Below are 20,349 nucleotides of genomic sequence, written 5' to 3'. Positions count from 1 at the left end.
CCCCGGTGACCTGGACACCCCCGGTGACCTGGACACCCCTGATGACCCGGGGAACCTGGATCACCCGGGCACCCGGGTCGACCTGAGCACCCGAGCACCCGGGCGGGGGTGGCCGGCGACGTGCGCCGGCCACCCCCGCCCGGGGAGGCCGCGGCCTCAGTCCATGGCCGCGCGCAGCGAAGCCGGGCGCATGTCCGTCCACACCTCGTCCACGTGGGCCGAGCACTCGTCCTTGGTGCCGCGGGTGCCCTCGAACCGCCACCCGGCCGGGACCTCGTGGTGCGCGGGCCACAGCGAGTACTGGCCCTCGTCGTTCACCAGAACCTGGTAGGTGATGTCGTCCCTCATGCCTCTTCTTCCTCCTGGATCAGATCTTTCCCGTACCCGCGCAGCGTCGGGTTGACCGTGACGAACACCGTGATCAAGAAAATCCCCACCGCGCACGCGGTCACGGCCGCGTGCGCGGACAGCAGTTCGGTCAGCGCGCCGCCGACCAGCGGACCGATCGCGCCCGCCGTCCCCACGACCACCGCCATCACACCGCTCATCCGCCCGCGCAGCTCGTCCGGGGTGAGCAGCAGCTGGTACGTGCCGATGGTGGTGTTGGCGGTCGGCGCCAGGAACGTCATCAGGGCGAACATCCCGCCCAGCAGGTAGGGCGAGTCCAGCACCAGCGCCAGCGGGGTCAGCAGGCACAGCGCCCAGAACACCGAGGCGATGGACCGGAACGGCCCGAGCGACCGGTGCAGCCGCGGCGCGGCCAGCGCGCCGAGCACCCCGCCGACGCCGAGCATCGCGGCCATCACGCCGATCTCGGCCTCCGACGCGCCGCGGCCCTGCGCGAGCCCGATGACCACCAGGTAGAACGCGGTGAAGAACAGGTTCAGCACCACCGCGCACAGCGCCGTCACCCGCACCTCGGCCCGGCCCCACACCCAGCGCAGGCCCGCGCCGATCTCGCGCAGCAGGTGCTGCCGCTCCACCACCCGCTCGGTCGGCGGCACCCGCAGGAACAGCAGCGCCACGAACGCCAGCACGTGCGTGACCAGGTCCAGCAGGAACGGCAGCCACCGGGCCACGCCGAACAGCACGCCGCCCAGCGCGGTGCCGCCCATCTGCCCCAGCTGCGACCGGGCGGTGTTCATCGCCACCGCGGTCGCCAGCTGCGACTCGGGCACCAGGCGCGGCAGGCACGCGTCCTCGGCCGGCTCGAACATCGCCCGGCACACGCCCAGCACCGCCGCCACCGCCAGCACGTGCGGCACCGTCACCGAGTCGAACCACACCGCGGCCACCAGGCCGGCCAGCGCGACCACCTGCGCCGCCTCGCAGCACAGCATGATCCGGCGCCGGTCCCAGCGGTCGACCAGGGCGCCCGCGGGCAGCCCCACCAGCAGCTGCGCCGCCGAGTCGACGGTCAGCGCCAGGCCCGCCACGAACCAGGACCCGGTGACCGCGTACACCAGCAGCGGCAGGGCCAGGACGGTGGCGCTGAACCCGACCTCGGCCAGCGCCTGCCCGCCCCACAGCAGGGTGTAGTTGCGGTTGCGCGCCAGGGACACCGTCACAGCGCCCCCCGGCAGTCCTCGGCGATGGCCCGCAGCGCCGCGGCGAAGTCGGCCGCGACCGCCTCCACCTCGGCGGTCGGGTGCGCCGACGGGTGGTGGTACCAGGTGAACCCGAGGGTCTTGCCCGCCTCGCCGACCACGTCGACCAGGTGGTCGCCGGCGTCCGCCGGGTCGTGGTCCCGGCCGACCGACGGCAACACCGCCCGGTACAGGCCGGTCGGCCCGTCCGCGCCACCGGAGGACTGGCCCGTGTCGAACTGGCCCAGGTAGTTGAACGACACCGCGGGCCGCCCGCGGTCGGGCACCAGGCCGTGTTGGCGCAGGGCCCCGTAGCCGAACCCGTTGCCGGGCACGGACCGCAGCTGCCGCCGCACCGCCTTCACCCGGTCGCGCCAGCCGCCGGCGTCGTCGACCTCCAGCGCCACCGGGAACACCGTGGTGAACCAGCCGACGGTCCGCGAGAGGTCCACGTCGTCCAGCACGTCCTCGCGGCCGTGGCCCTCCAGGTCCACCGCGACCCGCGACGACCCGGTCCACCGCGAGAGCGCCCACGCCAGCGCGGCCAGCAGCACGTCGTTGATCCGCGTGCGGTAGGCGGCGGGCGCGCCGCGCAGCAGCGCCTCGGTGTCCTCTTCGGACAGTTCCACGGTCACCGCCGCGGCCTCGCCCCCGGGCCGGGGGAACTCCGGGAACCCCATCGTCCAGTGGTCGAGCTCCCGGTCCAGCCCCCCGCCGAGCACGTGGGCCTCCAGCTCGCGCGACCACTCCTGGTACGAGGTGGTCTTCGCGCCGAGGTCGCCGCCGCCGTAGACCGTCTCCAGGTCGTCCAGCAGCACCCGCCACGACACGCCGTCCACCACCAGGTGGTGCCCGACGAGCAGCAGCAGCGGCTGGTCGCGGCGGAACAGCACGGCCCGGAACAGCGGTCCCGCGCCGATGTCGAACGAGGCGTGCACCTCGTCCGCGACCGCCTCCAGGTCGGCGTCGCCGTCGACCACGGTCAGCACCTCGGCCCCGGCGTCCACGTCCTCGTTGCGCTGCCGCCACACCCCGTCCTCCAGGGTGAACCGCAGCCGCAGCGCGTCGTGGTGCGCCACCAGGGTGCCCAGGGCCCGCCGCAGCGCGTCCACGTCCACCGCCGGGTCCAGCTCCACCAGGTGCGACTGGTTGAAGTGGTGCGGGTTGCGCCGCCCGGAGTGCAGGAACCAGTGCTGGATCGGCGTCAGCGGCACCTCGCCCACCACCGCCGCCCGGTCGTCGGCCGACGAGACCTCAACGGTCACGTGCGGCGCCAGCGAGGCGATCGTCTGGTTGGTGAACAGGTCCCGCGTGGTGAACCGGTAGCCGGCCTGCCGGGACCGCGCCACCACCTGCATGGACAGGATCGAGTCGCCGCCCAGGGAGAAGAAGTTGTCCTCCGCCCCGACCCGCGGCACGCCCAGCACGTCGGCCCACACCGCGGCCAGCGCCTCCTGCACCGGCCCGGACGGCGGCACGTGCTCGGCCCCGCCGATGCCGGAGAGGTCCGGCTCGGGCAGCTTCGCCCGGTCCACCTTCCCGTTGGGGCTCATCGGCAGCACGTCCAGCGGCACGAACACCGACGGCACCAGGTAGTCCGGCAGCGTCTCGCCCAGGAACTCGCGCAGCTTCGCGACCTCGCCCACGACGTAGGCGACCAGCCGCTTGTGGCCGCGCGCGTCCGCCCGCGCCACCACGACCGCCTCGCGCACGTCCGGGTGCTCGACCAGCGCGGTCTCGATCTCGCCCAGCTCCACCCGGAACCCGCGGATCTTCACCTGCTCGTCGGCGCGGCCGACGAACTCCAGCACCCCGTCCCGGTTCCACCGCACCACGTCGCCCGTGCGGTACATCCGCGAGCCGGGCGGGCCGAACGGGTTGGCCGGGAACCGCTGCGCGGTCAGGCCCGGCCGGTCCAGGTAGCCGCGCGCCAGGCCGATGCCCGACACGTACAGCTCACCGGGCACGCCGACCGGCACCGGCCGCAGCGCGGCGTCCAGCACGTGCACGTCGGTGCCGGGGATCGGCCGCCCGATCGGCGGCGCGCCGCCCGGCTCCAGCGGCTCGCTCCACGAGGTCACCACGGTGGACTCGGTCGGCCCGTAGGCGTTGATCATCCGCCGGCCCGGGGCCCACCGGCGCACCAGGTCCGCCGAGCAGGCGTCGCCGCCCACGACCAGCGTCCGGAACGTCGGCAGCTCCGCCCCGTCCGGCACGGTGGCCAGCGCCACCGGCGGGATGAGCGCGTGCGTCACCCCGTGCCGGTCGACGACCTCGGCCAGCTGGTCGCCCAGCAGCGGTCCCGGCGGCGGCACGACCAGCGCCGCGCCCGCCGGCCACGCCATGCACAGCTCCAGCACCGAGGCGTCGAAGCTGGGGGAGGAGAACTCCAGCACCCGGTCGCCCGGTCGCACGTCGAAGTGCGCGATCTCGGCCGCCGAGAAGGCCGCCAGCCCGGCGTGCGACACCACGACGCCCTTCGGCCGCCCGGTCGACCCCGACGTGTAGATCACGTACGCGGGGTGGTCCGGCCGCACCGCCACCACGGGGTTGGTCCCCGGCTGACCGGAGGTGTCCACCGGGCCGTCCAGCACGACCAGCGGCTTCGCGTCGGCGAGCATGAACTCGATCCGCTCGGCCGGGTAGGCGGGGTCGACCGGCAGGAACGCCGCGCCCGCCTTGAGCACCGCCAGCTCGGCCACCAGCAGGTCCACCGACCGCGGCAGCCGCAGCGCCACGACCCGCTCCGGTCCCGCGCCCAGGTCGATCAGGTGGTGCGCCAGCCGGTTGGCCCGCGCGTTCAGCTCGGCGAACGTCACGTCCGCCGCGCCGGTCGTGGCCAGGGCCTCGGGCACCCGCGCGACCTGCGCCTCGACCAGGGCCACCAGCCCCGGCCCCCGGACGCCCGGCCCGCCGGAACCCCACGTCTCCAGCAGCTCCCGCTCGGCCGCCGGCAGCACGGGCAGCGCCCACAGCGGCCGGTCGGCGTCCTCGGCGATCCCGTCCAGCAGCACCAGCAGGTGCGCCACCAGGCGGTCCGCCGTGACCGCGTCGAACAGGTCGGTGTTGTACTCGACCGACCCGTGCAGGGCGCCGTCGTCGACCTCGGTGAACTCCACCGTCAGGTCGAACGCGGCGCTGACCACCGACTGCGCCACGTCCTCGGCGGCCAGGCCGGGGAAGCCCTGCGCCTGCGGCGCGTTCTGGAGCGCCACCACCGCCTGGAACAGCGGCGTGCGGCTGGTGTCCCGGTCGGGCTGCACCGCGTCCACCACCCGCTCGAACGGCACGTCCTGGTGGGTGAACGCGTCGAGCACCGCGCGCCGCGTGCGGGCCAGGAACGCCGGGAAGCTCTCCGCCGGGTCGATCCGCGCCCGCAGCGCCAGCGTGTTGACGAAGAACCCGACCAGGTCCTGCGTCTCCGGCCGCTCGCGCCCGGAGGCCACCGTGCCCAGCGCGAAGTCGTCCTGCCCGGACCAGCGGTGGAACAGCACCTGGCAGGCCGCGACCAGCGCGGTGAACAGCGTGCCGTCCACGTCCCGGGCCAGCCGGCGCAGCCGCGCCACCACCGGCGCGGGCACCGCGAACTCGGTCTGCGCGCCCGCCGTGGTCTGCACCGGGGGCCGGGGCCGGTCGGTCGGCAGCTCCAGCGCGGGCACGCCCGCCAGTTGCTCGCGCCAGTACCCGAGCTGGGTGTCCAGCGGCTGCTGCCGCTGCCAGGCCGCGAAGTCGCCGTAGGAGATCGGCGGCGGCGGCAGCTCCTCGCCGCCGTACAGCGCGGCGAGGTCGGACATCAGCACGCCGCCGGACCAACCGTCGGTGACGATGTGGTGCATCGTCAGCGCCAGCGTGTGGTCGTCGTCCGCGTGCCGCACCAGCACCGGCCGGAACAGCGGCCCGGTGGTCAGGTCGAACGGCTCGACCTCCGGCAGCGCGGCCACCACCGGCAGCACGACCGGCGCGGGCGGGTGGACCTCCGCGACCGGCAGCCCGTCCACTGCCGGGAACGCGGTGCGCAGCTGGTCGTGCCGCGCCACCAGCGCGGTCAGCGCCCGCTCCAGCCGCGGCACGTCCAGCCCGCCGCGCAGCCGCACGGCCAGCGGCGTCACGTACTCGGTGCCGCCGGGCTGGAACTGGTCCAGGAACCACAGCCGCTGCTGCGCGAACGACAGCGGCGGAGTGGCACCGGTGCGCGGGATGGCCGACCCGCCCGCCGTGGACAGCCGGGCCGCCAGCGCGCCCACGGTCGGGTGCTCGAACACGTCGCGCGGCGACAGGTCGAACGAGGAGCGCAGCTTCGACACCACGCGGATGCTGGAGATGGAGTCGCCGCCCAGCGCGAAGAAGTTGTCCTCCACGCCGACCGCGTCCAGGCCCAGCACCTCGGCCCACACGTCCGCGACCCGGCGTTCGGCCTCGGTGCGCGGCGGGACGAACCCGCCCGCCGCCGACGCCTCCCGCTCGGGCGCGGGCAGCGCGGCCCGGTCCAGCTTGCCGTTGGCGTTGAGCGGCAGCCGCTCCAGCGCCACGAACGCGGTGGGCACCATGTAGTCGGGCAGCGACCGCGCGGCGTGCGCCCGGAGGCCCGCCGCGTCCAGCGCCGCGTCCGACCCAGAGGCGTCCGACCCAGAGGCGTCCGACCCGGCCGCCACGCAGTAGGCGACCAGCCGGTCCTCGCGGACCACCACGGCGACCTGCGCCACGGCCGCGTGCCGGGCCAGCGCCGCCTCGATCTCGCCCAGCTCGATGCGGAACCCGCGGACCTTCACCTGCTGGTCTGCGCGACCGAAGTACTCCAGCCGCCCGTCCACCCAGCGGGCCAGGTCGCCGCTGCGGTACATGCGCTCGCCGGGCTCGCCGAACGGGTTGGCGATGAACCGGGACGCGGTCAGACCGGGCCGCTTGAGGTAGCCGCGCGCCAGGCCGGGACCCGCCACGTACATCTCGCCGACCACGCCCGGCGCGACCGGCCGCAGGTCCTCGTCGAGGACGTAGACCCGCAGGTCGGGGATGGGGACGCCGATCGTGCCGTCCGCGTGGGTCCAGGTGACGTGGACCGTGGTCTCGGTGATGCCGTACATGTTGATCAGGGCGCCGGGCCCGCGCCACGCCGTCACCTTGCGGACGTCGAGCGCCTCGCCGCCGAAGATCACGTACCGGATCGACGGCAGCTCGGAGGTTTCGGCCAGCAGCTGGTAGAACGCGGACGGGGTCTGGTTGAGCACCGTGACGCCCTCGTCGACGAGCAGTCGGGCGAAGTCGCGCGGCGATCGCGAGACCTCGAACGGCACCACCACGAGCCGGCCGCCGTGGAGCAGGGGGCCCCACAGCTCCCAGACGGAGAAGTCGAAGGCGTAGCTGTGGAACAGCGTCCACACGTCGTCCGGCCCGAAGCCGAACCACTGCTCGGTCCGCGTCATCAGCCGCACCACGTTGGCGTGGGGGACGACCACGCCCTTGGGCTTGCCCGTCGAACCGGACGTGTAGATCACGTACGCCTTGTTCTCCGGCCGCACCACCACGTCCGGCGGGCTCGTCGGCAGCCCGGCCAGGTCGGGCAGCTTCTGGAGGGTCAGCACCGGCCAGGCGTCCGCGACCATGTAGGCGACGCGGTCGGCGGGGTAGTCGGGGTCGATGGGGAGGTACGCCGCGCCCGACTTGAGCACGCCCAGCACGGCCACGACGAGGTCCAGGGAGCGCGGGAACTTCAGCGCCACCAGGGTTTCCGGTCCGGCGCCCGCCGCGAGGAGGTGGTGGGCGAGCCGGTTGGCCCGCTCGTCCAACTCCCGGTAGGTCAGCGACTCGCCCCGGCAGGTCACCGCCACCGCGTCCGGCGTGCGCGCCGCCTGCGCGGCGAACAGCGACGGGATCGTGTCGTCCACCGGCGTCGCGGGGGCGGCGCCGTTCCACGACACCAGCACCTGCTCCAGCTCGGTGTCGGACAGCCACGGCAGCTCCGCCACCCGCCGCAGCGGGTCCGCGCCGAGCGCGTCCAGCAGCCGGGCCAGCCGCTCGCCCAGCACCCGGACGGTGCGCTCGTCGAACAGCCTCGGGTCGTAGGTCAGCTCCACGTGCAGCGAGTCGTCCGCGTACGCCCGCACGGTCAGCGGGTAGGTGGTCGTGTCCAGGCTGTCCACGTCCCCGATGGCCGGCGCGCCGTCCGGGGAGTCCTTGTCCACCGGGTAGTTCTCGAACGCCAGCAGGCTGTCGAACAGCCGCGTGCCCGCCCACTGCTGCACCTGGGCCAGCGACACGAAGTCGAACCGCCGCGACTCGGTCTGCTCCTCCTGGAGGCGGCGCAGCCAGTCCGCGGCGACCGCGTCCGGCTCCACCACCACGCGCGAGGGCACGGTGTTGATGAACATGCCGGTGATCGACTCGACCCCGGGCAGCTCGGCCGGGCGGCCGGACACCGTGCTGCCGAACACCACGTCCCACTGCCCGGCGGTGCGGGCCAGCAGCAGCGCGTACGCGCCCTGCACCAGGGTGTTCACCGTCAGGCCGTGGCCGCGGGCGACCGCGTCCAGCCGGTCGACCGGCAGGTCCAGCACCACCTGCGCGGACGACTCGGCCCGGTGCGCCTGCTCCGGGGCCCGGTCGAACGGCAGCGGCGTGGGCGACTCCACGCCCGCCAGCACGCCCCGCCAGTGCGCCTCGGCGGCGGCCTGGTCCTGCTCGGCGAGCCACGCCAGGTAGTCGCGGAACGGGCGGCGCGCGGTGGGCGCCTCGCCCGCGTACTCGGCCAGCACCTCGCCGAACACCTGCGCGGTGCTCCAGCCGTCCAGGACCAGGTGGTGCGAGGTCCACAGCAGGTCGACCTCGGTGTCCGACACCCGCCCGATGGCCAGCCGCATCAGCGACGGCCCGGCCAGGTCCATGCCCGCCGCGGCGTCGGCCGCGACCAGCTCGTCGGTCACCTCCGCGTACGCGATCGGCACCCGCACGCCGCGCCGCACCACCTGCACCGGCTCGTCCAGGCCCTCCCAGACCACGCCGGAGCGCAGGATCGGGGTGCGGTCCACCACGCGCTGCCACGCCTCGCCCAGCCGGCCCGGGTCGGACACGCCGGTCAGCCGCACCCGCATCTGGTTGAAGTAGGCCGTGCCGTCGTCCACCAGGTCGTGGAACAGCATCCCCGCCTGGAGCGGGGTGAGCGGGTAGACGTCCTCCACGTCCCGGTCGGCGATCCGGTCGACCTGCTCGGCGGTCAGCCGCGCCAGCGGGAAGTCCGACGGGGTGCGGCCCCACGCACCCGGCCGCGCGCAGAACTCCGCGATCGCGCGCAGCGCCTCGCACATCCGGTCGGCCAGCGCCCGCACCGCGGCCTCGTCGTGGGCCTCGGTGGAGAACTCCCAGTCCAGCACCAGCTCACCCGCCGCCACGGCGGCGGTGATGTCGAGCAGGTGGCCCCGGACGAAGTCGGCGGGCACCTCCTCGCCGTGCTCGGCCTCGGTGACCTCGTCGTCCCACTGGCCCAGGTAGTTGAAGCACACCCGGGGCAGCGCGCCGGCCAGGTCCCGGCCGCCGTACTTCAGGGCCTCGTAGCTCAGGCCCTTGTCCGGCACCGCGCGCAGCTGCTCCTTGACCGCCTTCAGCGCGTCGCCCCAGTCGCCCGAACCGGTTCCCCCGCCGGGCAGCTCCAGCGACACCGGGAACTGGGCGGTGAACCAGCCGACCGTGCGCGACAGGTCCACGCCGTCGAACAGCTCCTCGCGGCCGTGGCCCTCCAGCGCGACCAGCGCGCGGCCCTCGAACGCCCACGCCAGCGCGGTCAGCAGCACGTCGTTGACCTGCGTCCGGTACGCCTCGGGCACGTCGCGCAGCAGCGCCTCGGTCTCGGCGCGCCCCAGGCGCACCGACACGCTGCGCGCGGTGCCCGCGGTGGTCGGCACGGGCTCCTCGACCGGCAGCCCGGCCCAGTGCGGCAGGGCGTGGTCGAACCGGCCGTCCCGGACGTGCCGGTCCAGCCGCCGCGCCCAGTCCGCGAACGCCGTGGTCCGGGGCGGCAGGGCGCCGCCCGCGAGCAGGGTCTCCAGGTCCGACAGGACCACCCGCCACGACACCGCGTCCACCACCAGGTGGTGCGCGGTGAGGAACAGCCGCCCGTCGTCGAACAGCACCGCCCGCAGCAGCGGCCCGCGCCCGGGGTCCAGCGAGGCCCGAGCCCGCTCGGCCTCGACGCGCAGGTCGTCGACCGCGACCCGGAACACCCCGGCCGCCTCGAACCCCGTTGCCTCGAACCCCGCGGCCTCGACCGGCACGACCTCCTGCTGCCACACCCCGTCCACCCGGGTGAACCGGGTGCGCAGCGCGTCGTGGTGGGCGAGCACGGCCCGCACGGCGTCGCGCACCGCGCCCGGCTCGACCGCGCCCAGCTCCACGACCACGGACATGGTGTAGTGCGCCAGCGGACCGTGCTCGGTGAAGAACCACCGCTGGATCGGGGTGAGCGGCACCGGCCCGGTCACGACCTCGTGCGCCTGCCCGGCGTGCTCGGTCACCGCGAGCGCCAGGTCCGCGATCGTCTGCCGCAGGAAGATGTCCTTGGAGGTCAGCTTCAGCCCCGCCTGGCGGGCCCGGGACACCACCTGCATGGACAGGATCGAGTCGCCGCCCAGCGCGAAGAAGTTGTCCCGCGCGCCGACCCGCTCGACGCCCAGCACCTCGGCCCAGATCCCCGCCAGCCGCGCGGGCACGCCCGCCTCCGGGGCCACGTAGCCGGCCTCGTCGGTGAACGTCGGCGCGGGCAGCGCCCGCCGGTCCACCTTGCCGCTCGGCGTCAGCGGCAGGGCGTCCAGCGCCACGAACGCCGAGGGCACCAGGTAGTCCGGCAGCCGCTGCTTGAGCCACGCGCCCAGGTCGGTCGCGGTGCCGGCGGTGTAGGCCACCAGCCGCTGGTGGCCGTGGTGCGCGTGGGCCACCACGGTCGCCTGCGCCACCTCCGGGTGCTCCAGCAGCGCGGCCTCGACCTCGGCCGGCTCGATCCGGAAACCCCGGATCTTGACCTGGTCGTCGGTGCGGCCGAGGTACTCCAGTTGGTCGGCCACCCAGCGCACCCGGTCACCCGTGCGGTACATGCGCGAGCCGGGCTCGCCGTACGGGTCGGCCACGAACCGGTCGGCGGTCAGGCCGGGCCGGTCGAGGTAGCCGCGCGCGACCTGCGGTCCCGCGAGGAACAGCTCGCCCGGCACGCCCACCGGGGCGGGCCTCAGGTCCTCGTCGAGCACGCGTGCCACGAGGTTGCGCAGCGGGCGCCCGATCAGCGCCCGGTCGCCGGTCACCCGGGTGGCGACCGAGTCCACGGTCACCTCGGTGGGGCCGTAGTAGTTGAACGCGGTGGTGGGCGCGCCGGCCAGCTCGCGCCACAGGGCCGCGGGCAGCGCCTCGCCGCCCAGCGACAGCACCTTCGGCGCGTGGTCGCCGTCGAGCAGCCCGGCGGGCAGCAGCTGCTGCGCGTACGACGGGGTCAGGTCCATGAAGTCGATCCGGCGCGCCCGGACGTAGTCGACCAGGGCGTCCGGCTCCAGCCGCACGTCCTCGGTGATCACGTGCAGCTCGTGCCCGGCCGCCATCAGCAGCGGGCCCTCCCACGAGGTGTCGAAGGAGAACACCGCGGTGAGCGCGACCCGCAGCCGGCCGAAACCGCCGAACGCGTCGCGGTGGTTGTGGAACAGGTTGGCCAGCTGCCCGTGCTCCACCACCACGCCCTTAGGCCGGCCGGTGGACCCGGACGTGTAGATCACGTAGGCGGCCTGGTCCGGCCGCACGACCACGTCCGGCCCGGTCGCGGGGAACGCGCCCAGGTCGGGCACCTCGTCCAGCACCAGCACCGGCTTCGCGTCGGACAGCAGGTACTCGACCCGCTCGCGCGGCAGGTCCCGGTCGACCGGCAGGTACACCGCGCCCGCCTTGTGCGCGGCCAGGATCGCGACCACGGAGTCCGCCGAGCGTGGCAGCGACACCGCCACGACCCGCTCCGGGCCCGCCCCCCGCGCGAGCAGGTGGTGGGCCAGCCGGTTGGCGCGGGCGTCCACCTCGGCGAAGGTCAGCCGCTCGTCGCCGCACACCAGCGCCGCGGCGTCCGGCGTCCGGGCGGCCTGGGCCTCGAACAGCTCCGGGAACGTGCCGCCCGCGACCTCCAGCGGCTCGCCGCGCCCGTCGGGCTCGTCGCCCAGCAGCAGCGACACCTCGGCCAGCGGCCGGTCCGGGTCGGCGGTGACGCCCGCCAGCAGCGCCACCAGGTGCCGGGTCATCCGGTCCACGGTCCCCGCGTCGAACAGCTCGGTGCTGTACTCGACCGCGCCGCGCAGCTCGCCGCCGGACTCGCCGAACTCGAAGGTGAGGTCGCAGGTCGAGGTGAGCAGCGGCAGCCCGACCTCCTCGGCCCGCAGGCCGGGCAGCTCCGGCAGCTCGTCGCCGGTGTTCTGGAGCAGCACCATGGCGTCGAACAGGGCGTTGCGGCTCGGGTCGCGGTCGGGCCGCACGGCCTCCACCACCCGCTCGAACGGCACGTCCTGGTGCGCGAACCCGTCCCGCACGGTGGTGCGGACCTGGGCCAGGAACTCGTCGAAGGAGCGCCGGAGGTCCACTGTGGAGCGCAGCACCACGGTGTTGACGAACAGGCCCACCACGTCGTCCAGCTCGGCCCGGCCGCGCCCGGACACCGCGGTGCCCACCGCGATGTCGTCCTGCCCGGTGTAGCGGGCCAGCAGCGCCTGGGTGGCCGCGACGAGCGCGGTGAACAGGGTGTCCCCGCGCCGCGCGGCCAGGGACTTCAGCGCCTCCGCGACCGGCGCGGGCACGGTGAACCCGTGCATCGCGCCCGCCACGCCGCGCACGGCCGCGCGCGGCCGGTCGGTGGGCAGCTCCAGCGGCGGCACCCCGGCCAGCCGGCGCGCCCAGTAGTCCACCGGCGGGGCCTGGTGCCAGGCCGTGTAGTCCACGTACTGCACCGGTGGCGGCGGCAGCTCCCGGCCCGCGTACAGCTCGCCCAGGTCGCGGGCCAGCACGCCGGTGGACCAGCCGTCGGTGACGATGTGGTGCAGGGTCAGCACGAGCACGTGCTCCTCGGCGGCCACGCGCACCAGCCGGACCCGCAGCAGCGGGCCGCGGCGCAGGTCGAACGGCGTGCTCACCTCCTGGTGGAGCACGTCCTCCCAGTCCACGTCCTCGACCGCGAGCGGCACCTCGTAGGGCTCGTGGACGAGCTGCACGCCGTCGTCGAACGTGGTGCGCAGCGACTCGTGCCGCGCCACCAGGCCGTTGAGCGCGCGCCGCAGCGCGTCGAGGTCCAGCGGACCGTGCAGGCGCAGGGCCGTGGGCGTGACGTACTCGGTGCTGTTCGGCTCGAACTGGTCCAGGAACCACAGCCGCTTCTGCGCGGGGGACTGCTCGTGGACGAGGGGGCCGTGGACGCCATCGCGCGGGATCACCGGGATGGCGTCCACTCCTGCCCTTCCGGTCACCGCGGTGGCGAGGCCGGAAACCGTGGGGTGCTCGAACACCGCGCGCGGCGACAGCTGCACGCCGAACGCCGCGCGCAACCGGGAGGTCACGCGGATGCTGAGGATCGAGTCACCGCCGAGGGCGAAGAAGTCGTCCGTCGCGCCGACCCGCTCCAGGCCGAGCACGTCCGCGACCACGCCGGCCACGATCCGCTCCGCGTCGGTGCGCGGCGCGACGTGCTCGCCGGAGAAGTCCGGTTCCGGCAGCGCCCGGCGGTCCAGCTTGCCGCTCGGGGACAGCGGCAGCGCGTCCAGCACCACCACGGCCGAGGGCACCATGTAGTCCGGCAGCGCGCGGGCCAGCACGTCGCGCGCGTCGGTCTCCGGCGCGCCGGTGACGTAGCCGATCAGCCGGTTGCCGCGGACCACCACGGCCGCCTCGCGCACGCCGGGGACGTCGGCCAGCGCCGACTCCACCTCGCCCAGCTCGATCCGGAAGCCGCGGATCTTGACCTGGTCGTCGTTGCGGCCGAGGTAGTCCAACGTTCCGTTGGCGAGCCACCGGACCCGGTCGCCGGTCCGGTACATGCGCGAGCCGGGCGCCCCGAACGGGTCGGCCACGAACCGGTCGGCGGTCAGGCCGGGTCGCCCGAGGTAGCCGCGCGCGACCTGCGGTCCCGCGAGGAACAGCTCGCCCGGCACGCCCGGCGGCACCGGCCGCAGGTCGGCGTCGAGCACGTACGCGGCCAGGTTGTGCAGCGGGCGGCCGATCACGGGCCGGTCGCCGGTGACCGGCGTGGCCACCGAGTCCACGGTGACCTCGGTCGGACCGTAGTAGTTGAAGCCCACCACCGGGGACGCGGCGATCTCCCGCCACAGCGCCTCGTCGACGGCCTCGCCGCCGAGCATGAGACTGCGCAGCCCGCTGTCCAGCAGGCCCGCCTGCACGAGCTGGCGCGCGTAGGTCGGGGTCAGGTCCAGCATCCCGATGCCGTGCTCGGTCACGTAGGCCACCAGCGCGGCCGGGTCCAGGCGCAGGTCGTCGTCCACCACGTGCAGCTCGTGCCCGGCGGCCAGGAACAGCAGGCCCTCCCACGAGGTGTCGAAGGAGAACGTGGCGGTGACCGCGAACCTGAGCGGCTCGTCCATCAGGTCGCGCCGGTTGGCGTAGAAGAGGTTCGCCAGCTGCCGGTGCTCGACCACGACGCCCTTGGGCGTGCCGGTCGAGCCCGAGGTGTAGATGACGTAGGCCGCCTGCTCGGGCCGCAGCACGACCTCGGGCGCGGTGCCCGGGAACCCGTCGGTGCCCGGCAGCTCGTCCAGCACCAGGGCGGGCGCGGCGTCGCGCAGCAGGAAGTCCACCCGCTCGGCGGGCAGCCGGGGGTCGATCGGCAGGTGCGCCGCGCCGGCCTTGAGCACGGCCAGCACCGCCACCACCAGGTCGGCCGACCTGGGCAGCCGCAGCGCGACGACCCGGTCCGGGCCCGCGCCGTGCGCGAGGAGGTGGTGGGCCAGCCGGTTGGCGCGGGCGTCGACCTCGGCGAAGGTCCAGGACCGGCCGCGGAACACCAGCGCGGTCGCGTCGGGCGTGCGGCGGGCCTGCTCGGCGAACACCTCCGGGTACAGCGCGGAGGGGAACTCCGCCGCCGTCCGGTTCCACTCGACCAGCACCTGCCGCCGCTCGTCGGCGGACAGCCACGGCAGGTCCGCGACGCGCGTCGACGGGTCGGCGGCGATCGCGGTCACCAGGTCGCGCAGCCACCCGGCCAGCCGCTCGGCGGTCCCGGCGTCGAACAGCCCGGGGTCGTAGGCCACGTCCAGGTTGAGCCGGTCGGTCAGGGAGGCGGTGAGCGCCAGCGGCAGCGTGGTGTTGTCCACCGCGTCCACCTCGGCCACCCGCGGCCCGGCGCCGTCGCGCTCGAACGGGTAGTTCTCGAACACCACGACGCTGTCGAACAGCCGCGTGCCGACCCAGGACTGGATCTCGGCCAGCGAGGCGTGGTCGAACCGCCGCGCCTCGCCCTGCGCGGCCTGGAGCGCGCGCAGCCACGCGCCCACCTCCGCGCCCGGGTCGACCGAGGCGCGGGCGGGCACGGTGTTGATCAACATGCCGACCATCGACTCCACGCCCGGCAGCTCGGCCGGGCGGCCCGACACCGTGGTGCCGAACACCACGTCGGCCTCGCCGGAGACGCGGGACAGCAGCAGCGCCCACGCGCCCTGCACCACCGTGTTCACGGTCAGGCCCGCGCGCTGCGCCGCGTCGCCGAGGTCGAGGGAGAACGCGACCGACCCAGTCGCCTCGGCGCGGTGCGCCTGGGTCGGCGGGCGGTCGAACGGCAGCGGCGTCGGGCCGTCCACGTCGGCCAGCACGGCGCGCCAGTGCGCCTCGGCCTCGGCCCGGTCCTGCTCGGCCAGCCACCGCAGGTAGTCGCGGAACGGCCGGCGCGCGGGCAGCCGCGCGGGCTCGCCGGTGGTGATCGCCCGGTACTGCTCCAGCACCTCGCCGAACACCTGCGCGGTGCTCCAGCCGTCCAGGACCACGTGGTGGGACGACCAGACCAGCTCGACCCGGTCACCGTCCAACGGGGTGATCCGCACCCGCAGCAGCGGCGCGGTGGACAGGTCGAACTCGCCCTCCACCGGGCCGAACGGCAGCCGGACGTCCCGGTGCACGACCTGCACCGGCTCGTCCAGGCCCTCCCAGACCACGCTGGAGCGCAGCACGGGCGTGCGGTCGACGACCCGCTGCCACGCCTGCTCCAGCGCCGCCGGGTCGGTGACGCCGTCGAGCACCAGCCGCATCCGGTCCACGTACGCGCCGGGCTCGACGAGGCTGTGGAAGACCATGCCCGCCTGGAGCGGGGTGAGGGGGTAGACGTCCTCGACGTCCGGCCCGACCACGGCGTCCACCTGCTCCTGGGTGAGCCGCGCCAGCGGGAAGTCGCTCGGCGTGCGGCCGCCCGCGCCCGGCTCGGCGCAGTGCGCGACGATCTCGCGCAGCCCGTCGAGCACCCGCTCGGCCAGCCGCCGCACGGTGCCCTCGTCGTGCACCTCGGCGGAGAACTGCCAGGCCAGCTCCAGCTCGTCGTGCTCGACCAGGCCGATCACGTCGATCAGGTGGCCGCGCGCCTGGCCGGGGTCGAGGTCCTCGCCGACCGCGTCGCGCCGCGCCCGGTAGAAGCCGCCGTCGGCCACGTCGAACCGGCCGTGGTAGTTGAAGGAGATCTCGGGCAGCCGGGTGCCGCCCAGCGCCTCGTAGCTCAGGCCCTTGTGCGGGACCGCGCGCAAGGACTCCTTGACGGCCTTGAGCGTGCGGCCCCAATCGGTGCGGCCCCAATCGGTGCGGGCGCCGTCGGCGCCGTCCCGGTGGATCGGCAGCACCACCGGGAACTGGGTGGTGAACCAGCCGACCGTGCGGGACAGGTCCACGCCCGGCAGCAGCTCCTCGCGGCCGTGGCCCTCCAGCGCCACGCCCACCGCGTCCCGCCCGGTCCACTCGGCCAGGGCGCGGCCCAGCGCGCTCAGCAGCACGTCGTTGACCTGCGTCCGGTAGACCGGCGGCACGGCGGTCAGCAGCGCCTCGGTGGTCTCCCGGTCCAGCCGCACCGACACCGTGCGCACCGAGCCGGCCGTGTTCGCGCCGTCCCGGTCGACGGGCAGCGACCCGGGCTCGGGCAGCGCCTCCCAGTGCGCCTTCGCGCCGTCGAGCGCGCCGGAGCGCACGTGCTCGTCCAGCCGGTGCGCCCACTGCGTGAACGGCGTGCCGACCGGCTCCAGCGCCAGGCCCCGGTAGGCCCGCTCCAGGTCGCCCAGCAGCACGCGCCAGGACACGCCGTCCATCGCCAGGTGGTGGGCGGTCAGCAGCAGCTCGGGCCGCTCGCCCGGGAAGAGCACCGCCCGCAGCAGCGGACCGGCGGCGAGGTCCAGGCCCCGCTGCGCCTCGCGCGCCACGGCCTCGGCGTCGGCCTCGCGCTCGACGCGGAACACGGCGCCGTCCCCGGCACCGTTCCCGGGGCCCACCTCCTGCACCCACCGGCCGTCGACCTGGTGGAACCGCAGCCGCAGCGCGTCGTGGTGCGCCAGCACGGCGTGCACGGCGGTCCGCAGCGCCTCGGCGTCCACGCCCGGCTCCAGCTCCACCAGCAGCGTCATGGTGAAGTGCGCCAGCGGGCCGTGCTCGGTGAAGAACCAGCGCTGGATCGGGGTCAGCGGCGCGGGACCGGTGAACACCCGCTGCGGCGCGGCCTCGGCGGCGGTGCCCGCGACCAGCGCCAGCTCCGCCACGGTCTGGTGGCGGAACACGTCGCGCGAGGTCAGGTGCAGCCCGGCCTGCCGGGCCCGGGACACCAGCTGGATCGACAGGATCGAGTCGCCGCCGACCGCGAAGAAGTTGTCCTCGACGCCGACCCGCTCCGCGCCCAGCACCTCGGCCCAGATCCGGGCCAGCTCGGCCTCCACGGGCGTGCGGGGCGCGACGAACTCGCCGTCGCCCACGGCCTGCGGCGCGGGCAGCGCGGCCCTGTCCAGCTTGCCGTTCGGCGTCAGCGGGATGCGGTCCAGCTCCACGAACGCGGACGGGACCTGGTACTCCGGCAGCGACCGGCGCAGGTGCTCGCGCAGGTTGGCGGAACCGGTGGTCACCACGTAGGCGACCAGCCGGGGGTGGCCGTTCTCGGTGCGGGCGACCACGGCCGCCTCGCGCACGTCGGGGTGGCCCAGCAGAGCGGCCTCGACCTCGCCCAGCTCGATCCGGTAGCCCCGGATCTTGACCTGGTCGTCGTTGCGGCCCAGGTACTCCAGCGTCCCGTCGGCCAGCCACCGGACCCGGTCGCCGGTCCGGTACATGCGCGAGCCGGGCTCGCCGTGGGGGTCGGCCTGGAACCGGTCGGCGGTCAGGCCGGGCCGGTTGAGGTAGCCGCGCGCGACCTGCGGGCCCGCGATGAACAGCTCACCCGGCACGCCCACCGGCAGCGGCCGCAGCTCCTCGTCCAGCACCCGCGCGGTCAGGTTGGCCAGCGGGCGGCCGATGACCGGCCGGTCGCCGACCACGGGCGTGGACACCGCGTCGACGGTCGTCTCGGTCGGCCCGTAGAAGTTGTAGGCCCTCGTGCCCGGGGAGCGCGCCAGCTCCTGCCACAGCGCCGTGCCCAGGGCCTCGCCGCCGAGCATCAGCACCTTCGGCGCGTGGTCGCCGTCGAGCAGCCCGGCGGGCAGCAGCTGCTGCACGTAGGACGGGGTGAGGTCGAGGAAGTCGATGCGGTTGGCCCGCACGTAGTCCACCAGCGCGGTCGGCTCCAGCCGCACCTCGTCGGGGAGCACGTGCAGCTCGTGGCCTGCCGCCATCAGCAGCGGGCCCTCCCACGAGGTGTCGAACGAGAACACCGCGGACAGCGCCACCCGCATGTGCTCGCGGGCGAAGTCGGTGACGTGGTTGTGGAACAGCTGCACCAGCTGCCGGTGCTCGACCACGACGCCCTTGGGCAGGCCGGTCGAGCCGGAGGTGTAGATGACGTAGGCGGCGTTCGCCGGGTCGACCGCCACCGCCGGCCTGGTGGCCGCGTACGCCGAGGTGTCCACCGGCTCGTCGAGCACCAGCACCGCGCCGGAGTCGCCGAGCAGGTGCGCCCGGCGCGCCTCGGGCAGGCCCGGGTCGACCGGCAGGTACACCGCGCCCGCCTTGAGGATGCCCAGGATGCCGACCACGGCGTCCACGCCGCGCGGCAGCGACAGCGCGACCACCTGCTCCGGCTCGACGCCCCCGGCCACCAGGTGGTGGGCCAGCCGGTTCGCCCGCGCCTCCAGCTCGGCGAAGGTCAGCCGCTCGTCGCCGCACACCAGCGCGGTGGCGTCGGGGGTGCGGCGGGCCTGCGCCTCGAACAGCTGCTGGAAGGTGGTGGCGGGCACGTCCAGCGCGCGACCGCGGCCGTCCGGCTCGTCGCCGAGCAGCAGCGGCAGCGCGCCCATCGGCCGGTGCGGGTCCTCGGTGACGCCGGTCAGCAGGGCGAGCAGGTGCCGGCCCATCCGCTCGACCGTGGCCGCGTCGAACAGCTCGGTGCTGTACTCCATCAGGACGTGCAGGCCGTCGTCGCCCGCGGTGAAGTCGATGCTCAGGTCGAAGTTCGCCTGGTCGCGGGTCAGCGGGTGCTCCTCGACCCGCAGGCCCGGCAGCTCGGGCAGCGCGCGGCCCGCGTTCTGGAGCACCACCATGACGTCGAACAGCGGCGTGCGGCTCGGGTCGCGCGGCGCGCCCACGGCCTCCACCACCCGGTCGAACGGCACGTCGTCGTGGGCGAACGCGTCCAGCGCGGTGCGGTTGACCTGCGCCAGGAACTCGGTGAACGACCGCGAGGTGTCTACAGTGGACCGGATGACCACGGTGCCGACGAGGAAGCCGACCACGCCGGCCAGCTCGGGCCGGTCGCGCCCGCTGGTCACCGTGCCGACCGCGATGTCGTCCTGCCCGGAGTAGCGGGCCAGCAGCAGCTGCCCGGCCGCCATCAGGGTGGTGAACAGCGTGGTCTCGTTGTCCCTGGCCAGCCGGGCGAGCCGGTCGGCCACGCCCTTCGGCACGGTCAGCTCGTGCGCGGCGCCCGCGGAGGTGCGCTCGGCCGGTCGCGGCCGGTCGGCGGGCAGCTCCAGCGGCGCCACGCCGGCCAGCTGGGTGCGCCAGTAGCCGACGTCCACCGGCCTGCCCTGCTGCCACACGGCGTAGTCGGCGTACTGCAACCGCGGCGGCGGCAGCTCCTCGCCCCGGTACAGCGCGCCCAGCTCCTCGGCCAGCAGGCCCAGGGACCAGCCGTCCACCACGATGTGGTGCGTGGTCAGCAGCAGCACGTGGGCGTCGTCCGAGCCGGTCGCCGCCGGTAACAGCGCCGCCCGGAACAGCGGGCCCCGCCGCAGGTCGAACGGCCGGTCCAGCTCGGGGCGCAGGTCGTCCACCAGCACGACGTCCAGGTCCACGTGGTCGTGCACGACCTGCACCGGGCGGCCGTCGACCTGGTCGAACGTGGTGCGCAGCGACTCGTGCCGCCGCACCAGGCCGCGCAGCGCGGCGGTCAGCCGGTCCCGGTCGAGCGCGCCGGTGAGCCGCAGCGCCAGCGCGCTGGTGTACTCGGTGCTCCCGGGCTGGAACTCGGCCAGGAACCACAGCCGCTGCTGACCGGCGGACAGCGGCAGCGGCCGGTCGCGCGGCGCGGGCGGGATCTCGTCGGCGCGCGGCGCGGTGGCCGCCACCTTGCCCGCGAGCCGCTGGCGCAGCTTCTCCCGCAGGTGCGCGGGCAGCGCGGAGATCCGGTCGTCCTTGGACGTGGTCATCG

At 75.0% G+C, this 20,349-nt stretch carries 3 protein-coding genes; all 3 read right to left on the bottom strand.

Annotated elements, in window-relative coordinates; all coding sequences use genetic code 11:
* Positions 1-156 precede the first annotated feature (156 nt).
* The 3 genes from ACFP3R_RS17295 to ACFP3R_RS17285 are packed head-to-tail and all read right to left on the bottom strand — an operon-like array spanning position 157 to position 20,347.
* The gene (locus ACFP3R_RS17295) at positions 157-348 is read right to left on the bottom strand and encodes an MbtH family protein (protein ID WP_380637240.1); all 192 of its coding nucleotides are present in this window, start codon (positions 346-348) and stop codon (positions 157-159) included.
* Complete coding sequence (locus ACFP3R_RS17290; protein WP_380637239.1) at positions 345-1,568, bottom strand: MFS transporter; 1,224 nt, start codon at positions 1,566-1,568, stop codon at positions 345-347. Before ACFP3R_RS17290 ends, ACFP3R_RS17295 begins: the two co-directional genes overlap by 4 nt.
* Entirely contained in the window at positions 1,565-20,347 is an 18,783-nt protein-coding gene (locus ACFP3R_RS17285; RefSeq protein WP_380637238.1) for a non-ribosomal peptide synthase/polyketide synthase, read from the bottom strand. The genes ACFP3R_RS17290 and ACFP3R_RS17285 overlap by 4 nt, the downstream gene beginning before the upstream one ends.
* Between the last annotated feature and the right edge of the window lie 2 nt (positions 20,348-20,349).

Origin of the sequence: Saccharothrix lopnurensis, assembly GCF_042658445.1 — a bacterium.
In the GTDB taxonomy this organism is placed as follows: Bacteria; Actinomycetota; Actinomycetes; order Mycobacteriales; family Pseudonocardiaceae; genus Actinosynnema; species Actinosynnema lopnurensis.
This window is presented reverse-complemented; position numbering and strand designations above follow the sequence as displayed.

Excerpts from the sequence above, each read along its gene's own strand:
- ACFP3R_RS17295 (WP_380637240.1), bottom strand. The coding sequence starts at position 348 with ATGAGGGACGACATCACCTACCAGGTTCTGGTGAACGACGAGGGCCAG.
- ACFP3R_RS17285 (WP_380637238.1), bottom strand. The coding sequence starts at position 20,347 with ATGACCACGTCCAAGGACGACCGGATCTCCGCGCTGCCCGCGCACCTG.